The organism is Amycolatopsis sp. NPDC050768 (genome assembly GCF_040654155.1).
GTDB lineage: Bacteria > Actinomycetota > Actinomycetes > Mycobacteriales > Pseudonocardiaceae > Amycolatopsis.
Genome location: NZ_JBFAHL010000027.1, coordinates 62,706 through 84,999, shown reverse-complemented (window position 1 = coordinate 84,999; position 22,294 = coordinate 62,706). Strand labels below are relative to the sequence as shown.

Genomic DNA, 22,294 nt, shown 5'->3' with positions numbered 1-22,294 from the left:
AGGGGCTCCTCACAGAGCCTCGGCGACGCTCACGAGGCGGCGGCTTCGGCGCTGTCGTCGGCCGGGCTGTCGGCGTCCGTGCCGGTCTGCGTGAGCGTGCTGCGCAGCCACTGCTCGACCCCCGCGACGTGCACGGTCGCCCACGACCGGGCCACTTCCGGCTCACGGGCGGCGATGGCCTCGTAGATGGCCGTGTGCTGCTCACGCGTGCGCGCGACCGCGCCCTCCTGCGTGAGGCCGCGCCAGATCCGCGCCCGCGCCGTGGGCCCCGACAGGCTGTCGAGCAGCGAGCAGAGCACGGGGTTGCCCGAGCCATCGGCGATCTTGCGGTGGAACTGCAGGTCGTTGGCCACGAGCGCCTCCACCGTCGGCGCGTCGGCCAGCTCGTCGAGCAGGGCGCCGAGCTCGGTGATGTCGTCCTCGCTCATGTGCAGCGCGGCCAGCGCCGTGGCGGCCGGCTCGAGGATCCGGCGCACGGCCAGGAAGTCGAGCACGGTGTCGTCGCGGTGGAAGTCGACCACGAACGTCATGGCGTCGAGCAGCAGGTTCGGCTCGAGACTGGTCACGTACGTGCCGTCGCCCTGGCGCACGTCGAGCACCCTGATCAGGCACAACGCCTTCACGGCCTCGCGCAGGGAGCTGCGCGAGAGCCCCAGCCGCTGGGCGAGCTCGGCTTCCTTGGGCAGCCGGTCGCCCGGCGCGAGCTCCCCGGAGATGATCATGTCCTTGATCTTGTCGATCGCGACATCGGTGACGGGCATCGAGACCGCCCTCCCTCAAGAGACCTCGGATGTTTCGGTGTTCTGAACACAGAGTGCCACGTAACTCGTCAGGAGGGCTCATGACCCACGGCTCGGCACCGCACTCTGCCCCTGAAAGGGTTGCTCTTCGCACTCGGCTCAAACCGGGTCAAGAGGCGACCTACGAGTCCGTGCACGCCGTGATCCCGCCCGAGCTCGACGCGGCGCTGCGGCGCGCCGGCGTGCGCACGTGGCGGATCTGGCGCAGCGGGCTCGACCTGTTCCACTTCGTGGAGGTCGACGACTTCGACGCCATGAAGGCCGCGCTCGCCGACGATCCCGCCGACATCGAGTGGCAGATCCGCATCAACCGGCTGCTCGACACGGACGACGACTGGTCCGATACTTCGACGGCCCTGGGGCTCGTCTGGGAACTTCCGGTGAAGGAGTGAACGTGAAGCTCTCCCCGCTCGGGCTCGGTGGCGCGCAGCTCGGCAACCTCTACCAGGCGATCGACGACGACACGGCGACCGCGACCGTGCGGCGTGCGTGGGACGAGGGCATCCGCTACTTCGACACCGCCCCGCACTACGGGCTCGGGCTCTCCGAACGGCGCCTCGGCGCGGCACTCGCCGCGTACCCGCGAGACGAGTACGTTCTCTCCACCAAGGTCGGCCGGGTGCTCGAACCCCGCGCCGCGGCTCCGGGCGAGCGCGACGACCAGGGCTTCGACGTGCCGGCCACCTACCGGCGGCGCTGGGACTTCAGCCGCGACGGCGTGTTGCGGTCGCTGGAGGCGAGCCTCGACCGGCTCGGCCTCGACCGCGTCGACATCGTGTACGTGCACGACCCGGACGACCACTTCGCCGAAGCAGTGAGCGGCGCGTTTCCCGCGTTGCTGGAGCTGCGGGAGCAGGGCGTGATCGGCGCGGTCGGCGCCGGGATGAACCAGACGCCGATGCTCACCGAGTTCGTCCGCCGCTTCGACCTCGACCACGTGCTCATGGCCGGGCGCTACACCCTGCTCAACCAGCCGGCGCTCGACGACCTGCTGCCGCTGTGCCTCGAACGCGGCGTCGGCGTGGTCGCGGGCGGTGTGTTCAACGCGGGCATCCTCGCCACCGCGGAACCGGGCGCGATCTACGACTACGCGGCCGCGCCGGCGGAACTCGTCGAGAAGGCACGCAGGATCGCGGAGATCTGCGCCCGCCACGGCGTCGAGCTGCCGGAGGCCGCGCTCGCGCTGCCGGCTTCGCACCCGGCCGTGGTGTCGGTGGTCGTCGGCGCGCACGACGCCGGGCAGGTGGCGGTGAACGCGCGCCGCGCGGCCAAGGTCGTGCCCGCCGTACTGTGGACCGACCTCGTCGACGCCGGCCTGCTGCGCGCGGACGCCGTCGGCCGGCCCGTGACGTCTGGAGGACCGCAGTGATCGACGCCCACCACCACCTGTGGGACCCGACCCGCCGCGACTACCCGTGGCTCGCCGGCGCGGCGATGGACCCGATCCGGCGTCCGTACACAGTGGACGATCTACGCGCGGTGACACACGCGGCCGGGGTGCACGCCACCGTGCTGGTGCAGACGCTGCCCGACCAGGACGAGACGGAGGAGTTCCTGGCCGCCGCGGCGGCCGAGCCGGTGATCGCCGGCGTGGTGGGCTGGGTGGACCTGACGGCGCCCGACGTCGCCGACCGGCTGGCGCGGCTGAAGGAGCTGGGCCCGCTCGTGGGCATCCGCCACCAGGTCGAGAACGAGGACGACCCGGAGTGGCTGCTGCGTCCGGACGTGCTGCGTGGCCTGGCGGCCGTCGGGGCGGCGGGGCTGGTGTACGACCTGCTCGTGGCGCCCGCGCAGGTCGCGGCGGCGCGGAAGGTGGCCGAGCAGCTGCCGGAGCTGCGGCTCGTGCTCGACCACGCGGCGAAGCCGGCCATCGGGGCGCGGGAGTGGCAGCCGTGGGCCGACGGGATCGCATCGCTCGGCGCGCGGGACAACGTGGCGTGCAAGCTCTCCGGGCTCGTCACGGAGGCCGACTGGCAGCAGTGGCAGGTGGGCCACCTGCGCCGCTACGCCGACCACGTCTTCACCTCGTTCGGCGCCGACCGCGTGCTGTTCGGCACCGACTGGCCGGTGTGCGAGCTGGCGGCGGCCTACGAGGTCGTGCTCGACGCGGCCATGTCCCTCACAGGCCCGCTGACGGACCCGGAACGGCTCGACGTATTCGAGTACACGGCGAAACGCGTGTACGGACTCGGTTGACGCGTCAGAAGTCTTCGCCCTGCACCATGTCGCGCAGCTTCGTGAGCGCGCGGTGCTGGGTGACGCGGACGTTGCCGGCGGAGATGCCGAGCGTCTCGGCGGTCTCGTTGGCGCTCAGGCCGACGATGATGCGCAGGGTCAGGATCTCCTGCTGCAGCGGAGCGAGGCGGGTGAGCATCTCCTGCAGGCGGGAACCGAGGTCGAGCCGCAGCGCATACGACTCGGGCTCGTTGCCGGTTCCCGACAGGGGTCGCTCCGGCAGCTCGGGCACCGGCTCGGACCGGTCCCGCGCGACGGCGCGGTAGGCGTCGGCGACCTTGTTGGCCGCGATGGCGTGCACGAGGTAGAGGAACGACCCGCCTCGGTCCTGGTAGTCGGGCAGGGCCTTGAGGACGGCCATGCTCACGTCCTGCGCCACGTCGTCGGCCGAGAGGTAGGACAGGTCGCGCCCGCCCATGCGCGCCCGGCAGTAGCGGGCCACCACGGGCCGCAGCACGTGGAGCAGTTCGGTGATCGCGCGCTGGTCCCCCCGGCCGGCGGCGACCACGAGCGGGTCGAGGTCTTCCTTGGTCAACCGGCCCGCGGGCCTCGGCAGCGTTTCCGGCGTGACGTAGCCTGGCACGTCTGCTTCGTCGGCGGCTGCTTCGGTATGGGACGTCTTCGACGGTGCTGTCATGGTCGTCTCCCCGGCGACCCTGCGACCGTCGCTGGTCTTGGGGTCAACACTCTGTGATGTTGCGGTCGCAGCTACTCCGGATGATCGAGTAGTTGCTGCCGTCATTGCGACGCTCCGTAACCCTATGCGGGTCGCGGGCCGACAGTCCAGATTTCAACTACGAATACCCCGTTAGCAGCAGTGGTCTTGATAAAATCGAGACCAGTCAACGCACAGTACGATTCGCTGCTCGCAGGATGTGCGGACTGTCCACTCAGTACGTCACCAAGAGTGACAGCGCCGTTGCGCAACAGAGGGTGGCCACCACCGCGGGTAGAACGGGTTTCAGTGCGGGCGGCTCGGGGTCCGTGCGGAGTGATCGCTCCCGGTGTCGGCCGACCCCCGCGAGCGCCAGTGCGGTGAGGGCTGCGAACGCCGCCGGGACGATGTCCCACGCGCCTTCGTTGCGCACCGCGGCACCCAGCAGCAGCACCGCGCACGCGGCGGCCGACAGCGCGGTGCGGCGCCACGCGAGGCCGGTGCGTTCGGGCTGGGCGCCGTTCGCGAAGGGCCGGCTCACGACACGATCACCAGCACCACGGCGGCCGCCATCAGCAGGAACACTCCCACGGTGAGCACCAGGATCATCGAGCTGCGGGCCAGCGGCTGCCCGGCGCGCATGGCGATCTGCACGCGCCGCCAGCGCGGGTAAGCGCCGGCCGCGAGGATCGCCGCGAGCACCACGCACAGCCCGGCGAGCACGGAACTCATCGCAACGGGCCTCGGCACCAGCTGGTGGACCGCGACACCGCCGGCGAGCAGGCCCAGGGCCGTGCGCAGCCACGCGAGGAACGTCCGCTCGTTGGCGAGGGTGAACCGGTAGTCCGGTTCGGTGCCACCGCTGTGGGGGCCGATGCTGGGTGGTTCGCCGTGGGGCGGGTCGAGCTTCTCTTCCGACACTGCCCGGACGTTAGTCGTGGTCCGCGGCGGGCGCTTCGGGCTCGGCGTGGGCGAAGACCCACCACCGCAGCACGGCGAACCGCACGACCCCGCCGATGAAGCTGGCGGCCAGCAGGCTGGCCGTTTCGTCCCACGCCGTCGGGTGGCTGACCAACGCGTCGAGGGTGGCCAGGACGATCGAGCCGTACCCGGCGTAGAAGACGAACGTGAGGAAGTCCTGCAGGTGGCGCTGGCCGGCCTTGCTCGCGCGCCCGGCGAACGTGACGCGGCGGTGGAACTCGGTGTTGCCGACCGTGGTGAGCGCGATGGCCACCAGGTTCGCCCACTGCGAGCCGAGTTCGGGGCGCAGGACCAGGAAGAGCACGGCCTGCAGGCCCGTGGTGACGCCGCCGGCGACGAGGTACCAGGCGGCGTGTCCGCCGAGCTCGTGGTCCTCGTGGTGACGCTGCGGGTCCCGGTGGAAAAGCGGCGGCCGGGGCGTCCACCTGGTGGTGGTCATGATCTTGACGCTACCTCTGCTTCACAAACTTGTGAACCTGATGAAGCCGATGAACACTTGTGATCCCGCTGACAGGGACTCCGCGCCTTTGGTTCAGCCCATCCGGCGCGCCGGCTATTCCGTGTTCTCGGGTGTTCGCGCGCACTCGCGCCCGCGTGTGGGCAGAACGCCCGGTTTTCAAACGCGTTTGTGACCGGTCCCACGGCTTCCCGGCGCGGGCGCCGCTCACGCTGCGCTGCCGAACGGGCGCCCCTAGCGTGAAAACCCATCGCATCCGACCGCGACGAAGGGAAGGCCGAAGATGCTGACCGTGACCGAAGCCGCCGCCGAGGCGATCTCCGCGCTGACGGCTCAACAAGGCGCCGAGGAGAGCGGGCTGCGGTTCGCCCTCCAGAGCGTGCAAGAGGGCGAGGGTGCTCAGCTCGCGCTTTCCGTCGCCCCCGCTCCCCAGGACGGCGACCGCGTCGTGGGCACCGACGCCGGCGCGAAGGTCTTCCTCGAACCCCAGGCCGCCGCCCTCCTGGACGACAAGGTCCTCGACGTCCAGCAGGACGAAACCGGCGACGTGGCCTTCGCGGTACTTCCGCAGCAAAGCTGAATAGTCTGCCCCCGCTTCCCGACCGCCCCTAACGCGAGATCGCGTGTTGGGTTGGGAGCGAGCGGCGAGATCGACCTCCGGCGCAACTCAGACACATACCCGGACCGGCGCCTAGGCGACCACAGCGCGAGATCGCGCCGGCTTCCGGATTGGGCGGTGCGATCGGCCCCCGGCCGATCCGACCGCCCAATCCGGAAGCCGGCTCAAAGGCGATCTCGCCGCCCCGGCGGAGCCGGGGCCAAGACACAGTCAGCGGGTGGCCCAGGTGCGGACCAGGTCGCTGGCGCGTGCGCGTAGCAGTTCGGCCGCGTGGGTGCGCGCGTGGTCGAGGGACGGGGCGTGGTCGATGAGCGCGCTGCTGCCGACCACGCCCAGGCTGGCGAGGCCGGCGGCGTCGAGCTGGATGCGCCCGGCCAGGACCATCAGCGGCACGCCCGCACGACCGGCCCGGGCGGCGATGCCGGCGGGCGCCTTGCCCGACAGGCTCTGCGAGTCGAGTGACCCTTCGCCCGTGATGACGAGGTCGGCGCCGACCAGAGCCGTGTCGACGCCGGTGAGACCGGCGATGAGGTCGAAGCCCGACGCGACCGTGGCGCCGAGACCCGCGATGGCGCCGCCCGCGACACCGCCGCCGGCCCCCGCGCCGGGGACCGCCGAAACGTCCGGGGCGCCCGCGTTGACCAGTGTCTGAGCCCAGCGGCCGAGCGCCGTGTCCAGCTCCGTCACCTCGTGCGGCCGCGCGCCCTTCTGCGGGCCGAAGACCGCCGCGGCGCCGTCGGGGCCGATGAGCGGGTTGGTCACATCTGTCGCGACGGTGATCGGCACCGTGCCCAGCCGTTCGCGCGCCGGACCCAATTCGACCTTCGCGACGCGCGAGAGCGTGCCGCCGCCGAGGCCGATGGGGGCGTCGAACGCGTCGAAGACTCCGGCTCCCAGGGCGGCCAGCATGCCGGCGCCGCCGTCGGTGCTCGCGGTGCCGCCGACGGTCAGCACGAGCCGGGAAGCACCGCGGGACAGCGCGTCGCCGAGCAGTTCGCCGACGCCCCACGTGTGCGCGGCCAGCGCGGTCTCCGGCGTCGGGTCCACGAACTCGATGCCGCACGCGCGCGCCGACTCGATGTAGGCCGTGCCGTCGAGCACCACGTACCGCGCGTCGACGTGGTCCTCCAGCGGACCGCGCACCGAGAGCCGCACGAGCTCGCCGCCCGCGTTCTCCAGCACTTCGAGCGTGCCTTCGCCACCGTCGGCGACGGGGCAGGCGGCGATGTCGGCGTCGGGCAGCGCGTCGCGCACTCCGAGGGCGATGGCCTCGGCCGCGGCGACCGCGGTGAGGCTGCCCTTGAACTTGTCCGGGGCGATGACGACACGAGTCACGGCGTTACCGATCCGACCGGAAGTAGGCGGGTACGCAGCTGGACGTCACCGCGGCGGGCAACTGTTCCCGCCGTGGCTGTAGTCGGATTGGTAACAATCAACACAAGACCTCCGTCAGCGGTGCTTCCCCGGCGAGTACCGAGGTCACGTTTCGGGCGGCCAGCACGGCCATCGCGGTGCGCGTCTCCACGGTCGCCGAGCCCAGGTGCGGCATGACCACGACGTCGTCGCGCTCCAGCAGCCGCGGTTCGACCTCGGGCTCGCGTTCGAACACGTCCAGCGCGGCGCCCGCGATCTCGCCGGCCTCCAACGCGTCGGCCAGCGCCGCCTCGTCGACGACCGGGCCGCGCGTGGTGTTCACGAGGTACGCGGTGCGTTTCATGGCGCGCAACGCCGCCGCGTCGATCAGGTGGCGCGTCTCCGGCGTGAGCGGGCAGTGCAGCGAGACGAAGTCCGAACGGCGCAGCAGCTCGTCGAACGGCACGAACTCGCCGTCGAAGTCCGGTTTCGCCGACCGTCCCGAGTAGACGGTCCGCAGCCCGAACGCCGCTGCCCGCGTGGCCATCGCGCGGCCGATCTGCCCGAGCCCGACGATGCCGAGCGTTTTGCCCTGCAACCCCGAACCGAGCAGGAACCCCAGGTGGAACGACCACGGCTGCCGCGCCCGCAGCAGCCGTTCGCCCTCACCGAGCCGGCGCGTGACGGCCAGCAGCAGCCCGAACGCCAGGTCCGCCGTCGCGTCGGTGAGCACGCCGGGGGTGTTGGTCACGGTCACCTCGCGCGCGGCCAGCGCCGGCACGTCGACGTTGTCGTAGCCCACGGCCACGTTCGCGACCACGGCCAGCTGTGGCCCTGCCGCTTCGACCACGGACGCGTCGATCCGGTCGTGCAGCATCGAGACGATCGCCGACGCCCCGGCCACGAACGACCGCAGCTCCTCGGGCGTGAGCGGGCGGTCGAGTTCGGACACCCGCACTTCTCCCGCGTCGGCGAGCACCTTCACCGCGTCGTCGGGAATCCAGCGCGTCACGGCGATGAGGGGGCGATCGGGCACATCGGCAGCCTAATGGGTGGAGCAGTCCGTTAGCGAGGTTCGCGCCGCAGCCGCACGAGCACGCTCGCGGCGGAAGTGCCGGCCAGGTCGATGAGCAGGCCGTGGGTCGTCAGCACGGCTCCGTGGTGCGTGGTTCCGGTTCCCACATCGTGGTAGACCGCGTCCGGGTCGAGGCCCTGGAGCACCGGCGTGACGATCGGCCGGCCGTGGTCGTGCGGGCGCCGCGCGAACAGCACTACGACGTCGTCGCCGAGCACGAACTGCACCGCGGTGAGCGGGGAGACGGCGGGATCGGCCAGCCGGTAGGCCTCGCCGTGCTGCACGACGGGCCGGATCTCCTTGTACAGAGCCACGAGCTCGGCGGTGCGGCGCAGCTCGTCGTCGGTCCACTTCGTGAGATCGCCGCCGAGGCCGAGCACGCCGGCCATCGCGACGTGGAAGCGGAACTCGAGCGGCGCCTCGCGGCCGGTCAGCGGGTTCGGGCTGTCGGTGACCCACGCGGCCATCGCGCCCGCGGGCAGCACCTGCGAGAAGCCGTGCTGGATCTTGACGCGATCGGCCGCGTCGGTGTTGTCCGAGGCCCAGATCTCGTCGGTGCGCGCGAGGATCCCCAGGTCCGTGCGCCCGCCGCCGCCCGCGCAGGCCTGGATCCGCAACGCCGGGTGGTCGGCCCGCAGTCGGTCGAGCACGCCGTAGACCGCGCGCACGTGGTCGACCCAGACGGGCCCGGGACCCGCCTCCGTGAACGCACGGTTCATGTCCCACTTGAGGTAGTCGATGCCGTGCTCGGCGACCAGCCGGTGCAGCCACTTGTACGCCCAGTCGGCGACCTCGGGCCGGCCGAAGTCGAGCACGAGCTGGTTGCGCAGCGTGGTCCGCTCGCGGTGCGGCATGTGCAGCACCCAGTCCGGGTGTGCGCGGTAGAGGTCGCTGTCGGGGTTGACCATCTCCGGCTCGACCCACAGGCCGAAGCCCATGCCGAGCCGGTGCACCTCGGTCACGAGCGGGCCGAGCCCCTCGGGGAAGCGTTCGCGGTTCACGGTCCAGTCGCCGAGGCCCGCGGTGTCGCCGGTGCGCGCGCCGAACCAGCCGTCGTCGACCACGAACAGCTCCGCGCCCACCTCGCCGGCGATGGCGGCGAGCTTGAGCTGGCCGGGCTCGTCGACGTCCCAGCCCGTGGCCTCCCACGAGTTGTAGGCGACCGGGCGTAGCTCTTCGTGGTGTGGCTGGACGAACGTGCGCACGTACGAGTGCCACCGCCGGCTCGCCCCGCCGAAACCGCCGGCCGCGTACAACCCGGCGAACACGGGCGTTTCCCAGGTCTCGCCCGGGTCCAGCGACCACTGCACGCCCTCGTGCCCGAACCCGCCGGTCCACGTCACGCGGCCGGTGTGCGAGCGCTCGACGGTGATCCGCCAGCTGCCGCTCCACGCCAGCGCCGTGCTCCAGACTTCGCCGCGCGTTTCGGTGGCGGTGCCGTCGTCGAGCATCACCCAGGGCTGGGCCTGGTGGCTGGAAACCCCGCGCCGGCTCGTCAGCGTCGTCTCGCCGACGGGCAGGGTTTCCCGCAGCAGCCCGGCTTCCGCGCTCCAAGCACCCGTCGTGTGGGAGACGCGGTAGGCGTCGCGACAGGGGAGCGTCCAGGCCGCGGAATCCGTGCGCAACAAGGAGATCGGCTCGGTTCCGGTGTTGCGCAGCACCACGTGCCGCTCGACGACGTCACCACGGAGGACGTAGTGCAATTCCGCTACGAGGCCGAAGTGCCGATCCTTCAGCCGCACGACCAGCCCGTCCCCGGCGTCGTGTCCGGTGTCGTGTCCGGCGTACGCCCACTCCACGGCCTGCGTCCCGTCCGCGAACCGCACCGACAGCCCGGCCACGCCGAAGAACGCGCCGCCCTCGGTCGCCAGCTCGGGCCGGTCGTCGCCCGGCTCGTCGAAGCTCGAGTCCACGGGATTGCGCCGGCTCGGGATCTGCGCCGCCTGCTCCAGCGTGAGTGGCGGGCCCCAGTGCACGTGCCGCGGCTGATCGGCTTCGTCGAGCCGGAAGGCGTACGCCGACTCGGGGGTTCGCAGCAGCCACAGCCGGTGATCGACGTCGAATTCCACGGACATGGGTCAGAGCGTAGGGATGACCAGCGGAAAAATAAATTCTTGACGAAGTTAATTTATCCGTCGTACGGTTCCGCGCATGCCACGCAGTGCACCGGCAAGGGCGCCGATCACGAGTCCCGCCGCGGCCACCGTGTTCACCACGGTGCTGACCCAGGGTCCGGTCAGCCGCGTGGACGTCGCCCGCCGCACAGGCCTCTCCTCGGCCGCCGTCACGAAGGCCGCGCGCCCGTTCATCGAAGCCGGTTACCTCGAAGAGCTCGCCTCCGCCGAACGCACCGCGCCCGGCGCCGGCCGGCCGGCCAGCCCGCTCGCCATCCGGCCCGACCGCGAGTACTTCATCGGCGTCAAGATCACCGGCGACGACCTGATCGGCGTGGTCACCGACCTGCAGGCCCAGATCCGCGTGGCCAAGCACCACCCGCTGACCAGCCACGACGTGGATCACGTGGTGCGCGCGCTGGTCGACCTCGTCGCCGAGCTGCTGGCCGGCTCGGCGCCCGACGGCGCCACCAGCTTCCGCGACCGGGCCTACTGCCTGGGCGTGGCCATTTCCGGCGACGTCGACCGCGACACCGGCGTCGTGCGCTACTCACCCTTCCTCGGCTGGCGTGACGTGCCGCTGGCCGAGCTGCTGGAGGAGAGCACGGGCCTGGCGACCACGCTCGAGAACGACGTCAAGGCGCTCACCGTGGCCGAGCAGTGGTTCGGCGAAGGCGTCGGCGCCTCGTCGTTCGCGCTGGTCACCGTGGGTACCGGCATAGGAAGTGCCCTCGTGCTCGACGGCCGGCTCGTCGGCGGCGCGCACGGGGTGGCCGGCGAGATCGGGCACGTCCCGGTCGCCGGCATGGGAGCCGACGGCCCGGCCTGCCACTGCGGTGGCACGGGCTGTGTGGAGGCGATCGCGTCGACCGAGGCGATCGTCGCGAGTGCGCGCCGGGTCGCGGGGGATCCGGCGCTGACGCTGGACGAGGCCGTCGCGAGGGCTCGGGCGGGGGACGAGCCGTTGCGGGCCGTCTTCGCGACCGCGGGCCACGCGATCGGGCTCGGTCTCGCTGCGCTGGTCAACCTTTTCGGCCCGGAACGGGTCGTCGTCTCGGGCGAGGGCGTGGCCACCTACGACCTGTTCGAGGACCAGATCCGCCGCACGTTCGCGGAGCAGGCGTTCGGCAGTGCCGCGCGGTGCGGCCTGGTGATCCGGCCGCTGCCGTTCGAGGAATGGGCACGGGGCGCCGCCGCTGTCGCCGTTCAGAGTCTTTTCGTGTCCGACCGTTTGTGAGGAGAAGTCATGGCCCCGTCCCCAAACCTGTCGCGCAGGAGCTTCCTCGTCGGCTCCGTGCTGTTCGCCGGGGGAGCCGCCCTGGCCGGCTGCACCTCCGACCCGTTGAACAAGAACTCCGGTGCCGCGGGCGGGGCGAAGGTCACGCTCAACCAGTGGTACCACGCGTACGGCGAATCGGGCACGCAGCAGGCGGTGCAGCGCTACGCGCAGGATTTCACCAAGGCCAACCCGGACATCGCGATCAAGGTCAGCTGGATCGCCGGTGACTACGAGACCAAGCTCAACTCCGCCATGCTCACCGCGGACGCGCCCGACCTGTTCGAAATCGGCGACTTTCGCTACCAGAACGTGAAGAACGGCTTGCTGGCCCCGCTCGACGACATCGTGGACCCGGTCAAGGGCGACTTCTCCAAGGCCGCGCTGGACACCGCGACCGTCGAGGGCAAGATCTACGGCGTCAAGACGATCGACGACGTCATGATGCTGTACTACCGCAAGAGCGTGCTGGCCGCGGCCGGGGTCAAGCCGCCGACGACGTTCGCCGAGCTGCTCGACGCGACGCGCAAGCTCACCACGAGCAAGCAGAAGGGCCTCTACGTCGGCACCGACGGCGTCGGCGAGGCCGCCACCCTGCTGCTGTGGTCCTCGGGCGCCGACTTCTTCGACGCCAGTGGCAAGAAGATCGCGTTCGCCACCCCCGAGGCCGTCGCCGCGATCGCGGGCCTCAAGCAGCTGCACGACACGGGTGGCCTGCTGCAGGGTTACCCCACCGACTGGTCCGACCCCGGCGCTTTCTCCGACAACGCCACCGCGATGCAGTGGGGCGGCCTGTGGTCGCTGCCGGACATCAAAAAGGCACTCGGCGACGACTTCGGCGTGGTGCCGTGGCCGAAGTTCGGTGACGCGGGCCGCCAGGTCGCGCGCGTCGGCGGCTGGTACCAGCTGGCCAACGCGAAGAGCAAGAACCTCGACGCCGCCAAGAAGTTCATCAACTGGCTGTGGGTCCAGCAGGCCGACCTGCAGAAGGACTGGTGCGTCAAGTACGGCTTCCACATCCCGGCGCGCAAGGAGGTCGCGGCGCAGACGACCGAGTTCTCGTCCGGCGCGGCGAAGGACGCCGTCACGATCTCGCAGCAGAACGGGTTGTCGTACTCGGGGCTGTGGAACAAGGCGTCGGCGACGCTGTTCCTGCAAGCGGCCACGAAGATCGCCAACGGTCAGGCCGACCCCGCCGCCGAGCTCGGCGACGCGGCGAAGCGCGCCCAGTCCGAAGTCGACAAGCAGCTCGCCTGACATGGCTGTCTCGTCCCCTTCAGTCCTGTCGCCCTCCACCAGTACTCCGGCGGCGCCCGCCAAGCGGCGCCGCCGGAAGGTGGACTGGCGCGCGGTCGGCGCGTTCACGCTGCTCACCGCCCCGGTGGTGATCGGGCTCGGCGTGTTCAAGTACGTCGCGATCGCGTGGAGCTTCCTGCTCTCGTTCAACGACGCGCGCGGCACGATCTCGCTGGGCAAGTGGATCGGCTTCGACAACTACACGTTCCTGTTGTCCGATCCCGCGTTCCGCGACTCGCTGCTGATCATCGCGCTGTTCACGGTGTTCATCGTGCCGGTCACGTTCGTCGCGTCGCTGGCACTGGCCGTGCTGGTCAACAGCATCCGCCGCGGCAGGGCGTTCTTCCGCACGGTATTCCTCATCCCCGGCGCGGTGTCCTACGTGGTCGCCGCGCTCGTGTGGAAGATGGCGCTGTTCAACGGCCTGCCCTCGGGGGTCGCGAACGTGATCGGCGGCCTGTTCGGCGCCGACCCCGTGGCGTGGCTGTCGGAGACGAGCCCGCCGGTGTACTGGGTCGCGGTGGTCACGCTGCGGCTGTGGCTGCAGGTCGGGCTGTACATGATCCTTTTCCTCGCGGGCCTGCAGGCGATCTCGCCTTCGCTCTACGAAGCGGGTGAGCTCGACGGCACGTCGAAGTGGCAGGCCTTCCGCTACATCACGTTGCCGCAGCTGCGGAACACGTCGGTGGCGGTGCTGCTGCTCATCCTCATCGCGGCGTTCCAGGCGTTCGACGAGTTCTACAACCTGTTCGGCACCGGTCTTTCCGGCACGGCGACCGCGCCCGTGAAGCCGCCGCTGGTGTACCTCTACGACTCCGCGCTGGGCGACCAGAACTACGGCGTCGGTTCCGCGGGCGCGTTCCTGCTCACGGTGATCATCGTGGCGATCACGTTGCTGCAGGGGAAGTTCGTGGGCTTCGGGAAGAAGGACTGACATGGCCGTGCTGACCGCCAAGGCACCGGCGAAGGTGCGGGAACGCCGCCCGGCCGGCTGGAGCCGCATGCCGAAGTACGCGCTGGCCACCGTGCTCGTGCTGATCTTCCTCCTGCCGTTCTACATCATGGTGCGCAACGCGTTGATGACGCGCGCGCAGGTCGCCTCGCCCGAGTGGTCGTGGTTGCCGGACCCGCTTTCGTGGGTCAACTTCGGCGACCTGTTCGCCGACGCGTCGGTGCCGATGGCCCATGCGCTGCTCAACTCGTTCGTCATCGCCATCATCACGGCGCCGGTGGGCACGATGTTCGGCTCGATGGCGGGCTACGCGCTGGCCCGCATCAACGTGCCGGGCCGGCGCGCGGTGTTCACCTACGTGCTGGTGACGCTGATGATCCCGCAGTCGGTCACGTTCGTGCCGACGTTCGTGGTCGTCGGCGCCATGGGCGGGGTGAACACCGAGTGGGGCATCATCGCGCCGAACCTGTTCAGCGCGTTCACGGTGATCCTCTTCCGCAACTTCTACCTGCGGTTCCCGGCGGAGATCGAGGAGGCGGGCCGGCTCGACGGACTCGGGTACCTCGGCGTGTACCGCAGGCTCGTGCTGCCCAACTCCGGCAGCATGATCGCCTCCCTCGGCGCGCTGATGTTCATCGAGAGCTGGAACTCCTTCCTGTGGCCGCTGGTCATCGGGCAGGACCCGTCGTCGTGGACGGCCCAGATCGCGCTCTCGACGTTCCTCACCGCGCAGACGATCAACCTGCCCGCCCTGTTCGCCGGCGCGCTCGTGACCATCGCCCCGCTCGTGGCGATGTTCCTGGTGGCGCAACGGTTCATCGTCCGCGGCATCGCGGCGAGCGGGATGAAGGAGTAATCCCCCCACCCCACCGGGAGCGTGACCGATGAAGTCCACACTCCGTCGACTGTGGACGGTAACCGCCGTCTGCTGAGTACGGCACGAGCTGGCTGGTCGACTCCCACATCCGCGATGCGGCCGACGCCGTGTCGGCCAAGCTCAAATCCGCTGGGGACACGAACATCAACCTCGATGCGGGCTGGAACGCGAACTTCGACTGGGTGTTCCACGGCGACGCCAACGGGATCGCCGACCCCGATCCGGGGCGATTCCCGAACGGTATGGCGCCGCTGGCGTCCTACGTGCACGGAAAGGGCCTGAAGATCGGCCTGTACGCGGCGACCGGGCTCGACAAGGAGGTCTACGACAAGAACGCGCCCATCGTCGCCACGACGTGTCACACGCGCGACATCGTCGTGCTGCCACTCACGCCGTCGAACATGTGGGGCGGCAACTGGAAGGTCGACTACAGCAACCCGTGCGCGCAGAAGTACTACGACTCCGTGGTCGCGAAGTTCGCTTCGTGGGGCGTGGACTTCCTGAAGGTCGACGGCACGACGGCGGACAACGTGCCCGACATCGCCGCGTGGTCGAAGGCGATCGATCACTCCGGGCGCGCGATGTGGCTGACGGCCAGCGCTTGGCCGGTGCCGCGCGAAGCGGGACCGGGGCTGGCGCCGTACGCGAACAGCGTGCGCGTGGACACCGATGTGGAGTGCTACTGCGAGTCGGTGTCTTCGTGGGACAGCTCGGTGAAGAAACGCGGGGACGACCTGCCGGCGTGGCAGGGCGTGTTCAATGCCGGATACCGGCCGGACCTGGACTCGATGCCGATCTCGAACAACACCGGGAGCGGGATCCAGGACGGGCTGAACGACGCCGAGCGGCAGAGCGTGATGACGTTCTGGTCGATGGCGTCTTCGCCGCTGTACGTGGGTGGTGACGTGTACTTCCTGGACGATTCGGCTGTGCGCGTCCTCACGAACCCCGAGGTGATCTCCGTCGACCAGTCGGGCACCTACCCGGCGCAGGTCGCGGGCGGGACGCTGCAGGTGTGGAAGAAGCAGCTGGCCGGCGGGAAGCAGGCGGTGGCGGTCTACAACCTGGGTTCGTCGGCGGCGAGCATCTCGGTGAGCTGGTCGTCGCCGGGGCTGTCGGGTTCGCGCGCGGTGCGTGACCTGGTGGCGCGGGCGGATCTGGGCTCGTTCTCGGGTTCGTGGACGGCGACCGCGGTACCGGCCCACGGGTCGCGGTTGATCACGGTCGGCTGATTTCCTGCTGAAGGCTCCTACCCTGAGATCGTTGGGGGAGGAGCCTTTCTGTGTTTCCGGGTGTTCTCGGGCGGGTTTCGGGGCCTCGCGTCGGGGCGCTGGTTCGTGCTATGTTCATATCAAGAACTTGTGTGCGCGATGCGAACATCGGAGCGAACACTTTACGGTGTTGGCGGGCGCGGTCGAGATCCAGGACGGAAAGGCTCGCGATGGCTAGGGTGCTGTCGCTCGGCGAGGCAGTCGCCGAGCTGGTGCACGACGGGGACACCGTCGCGCTCGAGGGGTTCACGCACCTCATCCCGGTCGAGGCCGGGCACGAGATCATCCGGCAGGGGCGCAAGAACCTCACGCTGGTCCGGATGACCCCCGACATCGTCTACGACCAGCTGATCGGCGCGGGCTGCGCGAGTAAGCTGATCTTCTCGTGGGGCGGCAACCCGGGCGTCGGCTCCCTGCACCGGTTCCGCGACGCCGTGCAGCACAGCTGGCCGGTGCCGCTGGAGATCGAGGAGCACAGCCACGCGGGCATGGCCAACCGCTACGTCGCCGGCGCGTCCGGCCTGCCGTTCGCGGTGCTGCGCGGCTACACGGGCACCGACCTGCCGGCGCAGACGGACACGATCAAGCCGATCACCTGCCCGTTCACCGGTGAGCAGCTCACGGCGGTCCCGGCGCTGAACCCCGACGTCACGATCGTGCACGCGCAACGCGCCGACCGCGCGGGCAACGTGCAGCTGTGGGGCATCGCCGGCGTGCAGAAGGAAGCGGTGCTGGCGGCGAAGCGGTCGCTGGTCACCGTGGAAGAGGTCGTCGACGAGCTGGAGCCGAAGCCGGGCGCGCTCGTGCTGCCCACGTGGGCCGTCACCGCCGTCGCCGAGGTGCCGGGCGGCGCGAAGCCGTCGTACGCCGCGGGCTACTACGAGCGTGACAACTCCGCCTACCAGGCGTGGGACCTGATCGGACGCGACCGCGACGAGTTCACCAAGTGGCTGAACGAGCTGACCGGGGTGAAGGCATGAGCGAGTACACCGCCGACGAGATGATGAGCATCGCCGCGGCGCGCGCGCTCGGCGAGGGCATGTCCTGCTTCGTGGGCATCGGCCTGCCGAGCACCGCCGCCAACCTGGCGCGGCGCACGCACGCGCCGAACCTCACGCTGATCTACGAATCCGGCTGCCTTGGCGCGAAGCCGACCCGGCTGCCGCTGTCGATCGGCGACGGCGAGCTGGCCGACACGGCCGACGCCGTGGTGAGCGTGCCCGAGGTCTTCAACTACTGGCTGCAGCCCGGGCGCATCGACGTCGGCTTCCTCGGCGCGGCGCAGCTCGACAAGTTCGGCAACATCAACACCACCGTGATCGGGTCCGACTACCACGACCCGAAGGTCCGCCTCCCCGGCGCGGGTGGCGCGCCCGAGATCGCCGCCTCCTGCAAGGAGGTGTTCATCGTGCTGCGGCAGAGCCCGCGCGCGTTCGTGGACAAGGTCGACTTCATCACCTCGTTCGGCCACGGCACGGGCAAGGGCGACCGCGAGAAGCTCGGCCTGCCCGGCGCGGGCCCGACGCTGGTGGTCACCGACCTCGGCCTCATGCGGCCCGACCCGGAGACCGCCGAGCTCACACTCACCGAACTGCACCCCGGCATCGAGGTCGAGCAGGCGATCGCGGCCACCGGGTGGAAACTGAAGGTGGCGGCGGACCTCAAGACCACCCCGGCGCCCACCGACGAAGAACTGACCCTGCTCCGATCTCTGAAGAAGGCCGGCGAATGAGCGACGTATTCCTGTTCGACGCGATCCGCACCCCCTTCGGCCGCCACGGCGGCGCGCTGGCGAAGGTGCGTCCCGACGACCTCGCCGCCACCGTGCTGAAGTCGCTCGTCGAGCGCAACGACCTCGATCCGTCCACTGTGGACGAGGTGCTGCTCGGCGACGCCAACGGCGCCGGTGAGGACAACCGCAACGTGGCGCGCATGGCCACGCTGCTCGCGGGCTGGCCGGTGACCGTGCCGGGCGGCACGCTCAACCGGCTGTGCGGCTCGGGTCTCGACGCCGTGATGCAGGCCAGCCGCACGATCCAGGTGGGCGACGCGTCGCTGATCGCCGCCGGTGGCGTGGAGTCCATGAGCCGCGCACCGCTGGTGATGGCCAAGCCGGACAAGGCGTTCCCGGCCGCCAACCAGACGCTGTACAACTCGGCGCTGGGCTGGCGCATGGTCAACCCGGCCATGCCGCAGGAGTACGTGATCTCCAACGGTGACTCCACCGAGTACCTCGCCGAGCGCTACGGCATCACGCGCGAGGAGCAGGACGAGTTCGCGGTGCGCAGCCACGTCAACGCGGCCCGCGCGTGGGACGAGGGCTTCTACGACAACCACGTGGTGCCGGTCGAGGGCGTCGAGCTGACGCGCGACGAGGGCATCCGCCCCGACTCCACCGTGGAGAAGCTGGCGAAGCTGAAGCCGGCGTTCAAGCGCGACGGCGGCACGGTCACGGCCGGCAACTCGTCGCCGATCAACGACGGTGCCTCCGCGCTGCTGCTGGGCGACGAGGCGGCCGGCAAGCGGCTCGGCAAGGCGCCGCTGGCCCGGATCGCCGGCCGGGGTGCGGCGGGCGTCGAGCCCAACGTCTTCGGCGTCGGCCCGGTCCGCGCGGCCGAGATCGCGCTGGAGCGCGCCGGCATCGGGTGGGGCGACGTCGCGGCCGTGGAGCTCAACGAGGCGTTCGCCGCGCAGTCGCTGGCGTGCCTCAAGGAGTGGAAGGAGCTCGACCCCGAGCTCATGAACGTCCACGGCGGGGCCATCGCGATCGGGCACCCGCTCGGCGCGTCGGGCGGCCGGATCCTCGGCACGCTCGCCTACCGGCTGCAGCAGACGGGCGGGCGCTACGGCGTCGCCGCGATCTGCATCGGCGTGGGCCAGGGGCTCGCCGTCGTCCTCGAACGCCAGTGACACCCCTGTTCTGAAAACTGATCCGACACCACCGACCGGATACGGAGGAACTGTGGCCGCTCCCACCGATCTCCGCCTGCCCCGCTACCCGCGGGAGCCGGAGGGGACGAACGCTCCGCTGGACTTCGCGGGGTACGGCTCCACGAAGCTGCGCCACCCGTCGCAGCCGCTCGTGCTGCTCCCGCAGATGCTCACCGAGGTCACCGGGCCGCTGCTCGGCCCGGGCCGCCTCGGCGAGCTCGACAACGACCTCACCCGCCAGCACGACGGCGAGCCTCAGGGCCAGCGCATCATCGTCACCGGCCGGCTGCTCGACGGCGACGGCCGCCCGATCCGCAACTCGCTGGTCGAGATCTGGCAGGCCAACGCGGGTGGGCGCTACCGCCACACCGGCGACCGCTGGCCGTCGCCGATCGACCCGAACTTCTCCGGGCTCGGCCGGGCGCTGACCGACGGCGACGGCCGCTACGAGTTCACCACCATCAAGCCCGGTGCGTACCCGTGGAAGAACCACGACAACGCCTGGCGCCCCGCGCACATCCACTTCTCCGTGTTCGGCTCGGCGTTCACGCAGCGGCTGGTCACGCAGATGTACTTCCCGGAAGACCCGCTGTTCTCGCAGGATCCGATCTTCAACTCGATCCCCGACGAGAAGGCGCGGCAGCGGATGGTCTCGCACTTCAACCTGGAGCGCACGGTGCCGGAGTGGGCGCTGGCGTACGACTTCGACATCGTCGTGCGCGGCAGTGAGCAGTCGGTGTTCGAGGACGAGGAGGACGAGGACTGATGGGCGAGCTGCTCACGACGCCGTCGCAGACCGTCGGCCCGTACCTGTCGATCGGGTTGCCGTGGGAAGACGGGCCGTTCGTGGTGCCCGAGGGCACCCCAGGCGCGTTCTGGATCCGCGGCACCGTCACCGACGGCGCGGGCGAGGTCGTGCCCGACGCCATGATCGAGACCTGGCAGGCCGACCCGAAGGGCGGGTTCGACCACCCGGACGACCCGCGGGGCCGCAGCGAGTCGGGCTTCCGCGCGTTCGGCCGGTGCCCCACCGACAAGAACGGCGAGTACCGCGTCCTCACGCTGCTGCCGGGTGTCCTGCCCGGTGAACAGGGCGAGCAGGCTCGTCACATCGACGTGTCGGTGTTCGCGCGCGGGCTGCTCAACCGGGTCGTCACGCGGATCTACTTCGAAGACCAGGACAACTCGGGCGACGCGGTGCTGGCGAGCGTGCCGGCCGAGCGCCGGAACACGCTCGTGGCGAAGAAGACCGAAGACGGTTACCGCTTCGACGTGCGGCTGCAGGGCGAGGGTGAGACGGTCTTCTTCGCGCTCTGATCGGTTCACTGTCCACTTTGGAGGTACAGGCGTGAGCGGCGTGGCGGTAAACCGGGTCGTCGAGGGTCGCGGCGACGGCCCGGTGGTGGTGTTCTCCAACTCGATCGGCAGCGACCACCGCATGTGGGAGCCGCAGGTGGCGCCGCTCGTCGAGCGCGGCTATCGGGTCGTGCGGTACGACACGCGCGGCCACGGAGCTTCGCCCGTGCCGGACGGCCCCTACGACCTGGCCGATCTGGGCGGTGACGTGCTGGCGCTGCTGGACGGCCTGGGCGTGGAGCGGGCGCACCTCGTCGGGCTTTCGCTCGGCGGGATGACCGGGATGTGGCTGGGTGTGCACGCGGCCGAGCGGCTGCGGAGCCTGACGTTGTGCTGCACGTCGGCGAAGCTCGGCCCGCCGCAGGGGTGGGCGGACCGCGCGAAGCTGGTGCGGGCCGAGGGCACCGGCGCCATCGCCGAGGCCGGCGTGGGGCGCTGGGTCACGCCGGCGTACGCACAGTCGCACCCGGACGAGATGGCGTTCCTGCGCGGGATGATGACCGACTGCCCGGACGAGGGGTACGCGGCCTGCTGCGGCGTGATCGAGCGGATGGACCAGCTGGCCGACCTGCCGAAGATCACCACGCCGACGCTGGTGATCTCCGGCGCCGACGATCCCGCGACACCGCCCGACCCGCACGGCAAGCTCATCGCGGAAGGCATTCCGGGCGCGCGGTTCGAGGTCGTCGCCTCGGCCGCGCACCTGGGCAACTACGAGCAGCCCGCGGAGTTCACGCGGCTGATCCTCGAGCAGATCACGGAGGCAGCGTGATGGTCGACGTTCCGGGCGAGCGTTACGACGCGGGCATGAAGGTGCGCCGCGAGGTGCTGGGCGACGAGCACGTGGACGGGTCGGTGGCCCGGACCACGGAGTTCAGCAAGCCGTTCCAGGAGTACATCACCGAGGCGGCGTGGGGCTCGATCTGGACGCGCGACGGCCTGGACCGCAAGACGCGCAGCTGCATCACGCTGGCCACGCTCACCGCGTTGCACTGCCACGACGAGCTGGCCATGCACGTGCGCGCGGCCGTCCGCAACGGCCTCACCGCCGCGGAGATCCGTGAGGTCCTGATGCACACCGGCGTGTATGCCGGCGTGCCCGCGGCGAACACCGCGATGGGCATCGCCCAGCGCACGCTGGCCGAACTGGGCGAGCCCACCGCGCAGGTCCCCGACGCCGGATAGGGTTCGCCGCATGGACTCCGACGAACCGGCCGAACGCGGCGCGCACCACGTGCAGTCGCTGGAGCGCGGGCTGGCGGTGATCAAGGCCTTCAGCGCCCAGGCACCGCACCCGACGCTCAGCGACGTCGCGCGGATCACGGGCCTCACGCGCGCCGCCGCGCGCCGGTTCCTGCTCACGCTCGTGGATCTCGGCTACGTCCGCACCGACGGCAAGTACTTCTCACTGACCGCGCGCGTGCTCGATCTGGGGTACGCGTACCTGTCGAGCCTGTCGCTTTCGGAGGTCGCGCAGCCGCACCTGGAGCGGCTTTCCGCGCTGGTGCGGGAATCCAGCTCCGTGTCGGTGCTGGAGCCGCCGGACATCGTCTACATCGCGCGCGTGGCGGTTTCACGCATCATGACGGTGAGCATCAACGTCGGCACGCGGTTCCCCGCCTACGCCACGTCCATGGGCCACGTGCTGCTCGCCGACATGTCGGCGGCGGAGCTCGAGGCGTACTTCGTGATCACCGACCTCGACCGCCTCACGTCCCACACCCTCACCGACCGCGCCGCCCTCGAGGCCGAGCTCGCGCAGGTCGCCGAGCAGGGCTGGGCCATGGTCGACCAGGAGCTTGAGGAGGGCCTGCGCTCGGTCGCCGCGCCGATCCGCAACCGCCAGGGCCGCGCGGTCGCCGCCGTGAACATCTCCACGCACGCCAGCCGCACCCCCGCCCACTCCGTCCGCGAAGACCTGGTGCCACCCCTGCTCGACACGGCCCACGCCATCGCCGCCGACCTCGCCGGCTCGAGCCCCGCGCAGGCCGTCCGTGGCTGACCCGCTCACCACCGCTCCCAATGCCGCACCGACCGACTCTCCTC

The 22,294-nt window shown here is 70.6% G+C and carries 25 protein-coding genes; 17 read left to right on the top strand and 8 right to left on the bottom strand.

The annotated features are described in order from the left end of the window. Positions 1-29: 29 nt before the first annotated feature. A complete protein-coding gene (locus AB0H62_RS46945; protein WP_220237703.1) occupies positions 30-761 on the bottom strand; it encodes a FadR/GntR family transcriptional regulator in 732 nt (243 codons plus the stop codon). Positions 762-841: 80 nt separating this feature from the next. Here AB0H62_RS46945 and AB0H62_RS46940 point away from each other — a divergent pair, with 80 nt between their 5' ends. The 3 genes from AB0H62_RS46940 to AB0H62_RS46930 are packed head-to-tail and all read left to right on the top strand — an operon-like array spanning position 842 to position 2,996. Continuing rightward, a complete protein-coding gene (locus AB0H62_RS46940; RefSeq protein ID WP_220237704.1) occupies positions 842-1,192 on the top strand; it encodes an L-rhamnose mutarotase in 351 nt (116 codons plus the stop codon). Next, positions 1,189-2,169 (top strand): aldo/keto reductase, encoded by a 981-nt coding sequence (locus AB0H62_RS46935; protein WP_220237705.1) that lies wholly within the window; start codon positions 1,189-1,191, stop codon positions 2,167-2,169. Before AB0H62_RS46940 ends, AB0H62_RS46935 begins: the two co-directional genes overlap by 4 nt. After that, positions 2,166-2,996, top strand: coding sequence for an amidohydrolase family protein (locus AB0H62_RS46930; RefSeq protein WP_220237706.1), 831 nt, complete (start codon positions 2,166-2,168; stop codon positions 2,994-2,996). Before AB0H62_RS46935 ends, AB0H62_RS46930 begins: the two co-directional genes overlap by 4 nt. 4 nt (positions 2,997-3,000) lie before the next feature. Here AB0H62_RS46930 and shbA read toward each other — a convergent pair whose 3' ends face one another. The 4 genes from shbA to AB0H62_RS46910 all read right to left on the bottom strand — a co-directional run bounded on the left by shbA (position 3,001) and on the right by AB0H62_RS46910 (position 5,110). Next, positions 3,001-3,672 carry an RNA polymerase sigma factor ShbA gene (shbA, locus tag AB0H62_RS46925; RefSeq protein ID WP_255637632.1) on the bottom strand — a complete coding sequence of 224 codons (672 nt, stop codon included), beginning with the start codon at positions 3,670-3,672 and terminating at the stop codon, positions 3,001-3,003. A gap of 253 nt (positions 3,673-3,925) precedes the next feature. Next, positions 3,926-4,231, bottom strand: coding sequence for a DUF202 domain-containing protein (locus tag AB0H62_RS46920; RefSeq protein WP_220237707.1), 306 nt, complete (start codon positions 4,229-4,231; stop codon positions 3,926-3,928). After that, positions 4,228-4,566 carry a DUF202 domain-containing protein gene (locus AB0H62_RS46915; protein ID WP_220247445.1) on the bottom strand — a complete coding sequence of 113 codons (339 nt, stop codon included), beginning with the start codon at positions 4,564-4,566 and terminating at the stop codon, positions 4,228-4,230. The genes AB0H62_RS46920 and AB0H62_RS46915 overlap by 4 nt, the downstream gene beginning before the upstream one ends. A 55-nt stretch (positions 4,567-4,621) precedes the next feature. Next, positions 4,622-5,110, bottom strand: a complete 489-nt coding sequence (locus tag AB0H62_RS46910) for a GtrA family protein (protein WP_360592596.1) — start codon at positions 5,108-5,110, stop codon at positions 4,622-4,624. 301 nt (positions 5,111-5,411) lie between these two features. Between AB0H62_RS46910 and AB0H62_RS46905 the strand changes: the two genes are divergently transcribed. After that, a complete protein-coding gene (locus tag AB0H62_RS46905; protein WP_220237709.1) occupies positions 5,412-5,708 on the top strand; it encodes an iron-sulfur cluster biosynthesis protein in 297 nt (98 codons plus the stop codon). A 249-nt stretch (positions 5,709-5,957) separates the two neighbouring features. Here the strand turns inward: AB0H62_RS46905 and AB0H62_RS46900 are convergent, their stop codons facing one another. The 3 genes from AB0H62_RS46900 to AB0H62_RS46890 all read right to left on the bottom strand — a co-directional run bounded on the left by AB0H62_RS46900 (position 5,958) and on the right by AB0H62_RS46890 (position 10,250). Beyond that, positions 5,958-7,082, bottom strand: coding sequence for a glycerate kinase (locus AB0H62_RS46900; protein WP_360592595.1), 1,125 nt, complete (start codon positions 7,080-7,082; stop codon positions 5,958-5,960). A gap of 97 nt (positions 7,083-7,179) precedes the next feature. Beyond that, complete coding sequence (locus tag AB0H62_RS46895; protein WP_360592593.1) at positions 7,180-8,136, bottom strand: D-glycerate dehydrogenase; 957 nt, start codon at positions 8,134-8,136, stop codon at positions 7,180-7,182. Between the two features lie 29 nt (positions 8,137-8,165). Further along, positions 8,166-10,250: an alpha-galactosidase gene (locus AB0H62_RS46890; protein WP_220237712.1), complete on the bottom strand. Its 2,085-nt coding sequence runs from the start codon at positions 10,248-10,250 to the stop codon at positions 8,166-8,168. A gap of 76 nt (positions 10,251-10,326) precedes the next feature. On the opposite strand from AB0H62_RS46890, the gene AB0H62_RS46885 reads away from it, so the two are divergent. The 13 genes from AB0H62_RS46885 (at position 10,327) to AB0H62_RS46825 (ending at position 22,250) form a co-directional block, all read left to right on the top strand. After that, positions 10,327-11,526 (top strand): ROK family protein, encoded by a 1,200-nt coding sequence (locus AB0H62_RS46885; RefSeq protein ID WP_255637634.1) that lies wholly within the window; start codon positions 10,327-10,329, stop codon positions 11,524-11,526. Between the two features lie 9 nt (positions 11,527-11,535). After that, positions 11,536-12,822 (top strand): extracellular solute-binding protein, encoded by a 1,287-nt coding sequence (locus AB0H62_RS46880; RefSeq protein ID WP_255637635.1) that lies wholly within the window; start codon positions 11,536-11,538, stop codon positions 12,820-12,822. Between the two features lies 1 nt (position 12,823). Continuing rightward, entirely contained in the window at positions 12,824-13,795 is a 972-nt protein-coding gene (locus tag AB0H62_RS46875) for a sugar ABC transporter permease (protein ID WP_220237713.1), read from the top strand. Position 13,796: 1 nt separating this feature from the next. Next, entirely contained in the window at positions 13,797-14,669 is an 873-nt protein-coding gene (locus tag AB0H62_RS46870) for a carbohydrate ABC transporter permease (RefSeq protein ID WP_255637636.1), read from the top strand. A 92-nt stretch (positions 14,670-14,761) separates the two neighbouring features. Then, positions 14,762-15,922: a glycoside hydrolase family 27 protein gene (locus tag AB0H62_RS46865; protein WP_220247449.1), complete on the top strand. Its 1,161-nt coding sequence runs from the start codon at positions 14,762-14,764 to the stop codon at positions 15,920-15,922. 209 nt (positions 15,923-16,131) lie between these two features. Next, on the top strand, positions 16,132-16,941 hold the full coding sequence (locus tag AB0H62_RS46860; protein ID WP_220237714.1) for a CoA transferase subunit A: 810 nt from the start codon (positions 16,132-16,134) through the stop codon (positions 16,939-16,941). Then, positions 16,938-17,693 (top strand): CoA-transferase subunit beta, encoded by a 756-nt coding sequence (locus AB0H62_RS46855; RefSeq protein ID WP_220237715.1) that lies wholly within the window; start codon positions 16,938-16,940, stop codon positions 17,691-17,693. The genes AB0H62_RS46860 and AB0H62_RS46855 overlap by 4 nt, the downstream gene beginning before the upstream one ends. Continuing rightward, positions 17,690-18,871, top strand: coding sequence for a thiolase family protein (locus tag AB0H62_RS46850; RefSeq protein WP_220237716.1), 1,182 nt, complete (start codon positions 17,690-17,692; stop codon positions 18,869-18,871). The genes AB0H62_RS46855 and AB0H62_RS46850 overlap by 4 nt, the downstream gene beginning before the upstream one ends. Positions 18,872-18,923: 52 nt before the next feature. Further along, positions 18,924-19,658: a protocatechuate 3,4-dioxygenase subunit beta gene (gene pcaH, locus AB0H62_RS46845; protein ID WP_220237717.1), complete on the top strand. Its 735-nt coding sequence runs from the start codon at positions 18,924-18,926 to the stop codon at positions 19,656-19,658. Then, positions 19,658-20,209, top strand: coding sequence for a protocatechuate 3,4-dioxygenase subunit alpha (gene pcaG / locus AB0H62_RS46840; protein WP_220237718.1), 552 nt, complete (start codon positions 19,658-19,660; stop codon positions 20,207-20,209). Before pcaH ends, pcaG begins: the two co-directional genes overlap by 1 nt. A 31-nt stretch (positions 20,210-20,240) precedes the next feature. After that, on the top strand, positions 20,241-21,020 hold the full coding sequence (pcaD, locus tag AB0H62_RS46835) for a 3-oxoadipate enol-lactonase (RefSeq protein ID WP_360592588.1): 780 nt from the start codon (positions 20,241-20,243) through the stop codon (positions 21,018-21,020). Further along, complete coding sequence (gene pcaC, locus AB0H62_RS46830) at positions 21,020-21,433, top strand: 4-carboxymuconolactone decarboxylase (RefSeq protein ID WP_220237720.1); 414 nt, start codon at positions 21,020-21,022, stop codon at positions 21,431-21,433. The genes pcaD and pcaC overlap by 1 nt, the downstream gene beginning before the upstream one ends. 10 nt (positions 21,434-21,443) lie before the next feature. Beyond that, positions 21,444-22,250: an IclR family transcriptional regulator C-terminal domain-containing protein gene (locus tag AB0H62_RS46825; RefSeq protein ID WP_220237721.1), complete on the top strand. Its 807-nt coding sequence runs from the start codon at positions 21,444-21,446 to the stop codon at positions 22,248-22,250. Positions 22,251-22,294 lie beyond the last annotated feature (44 nt).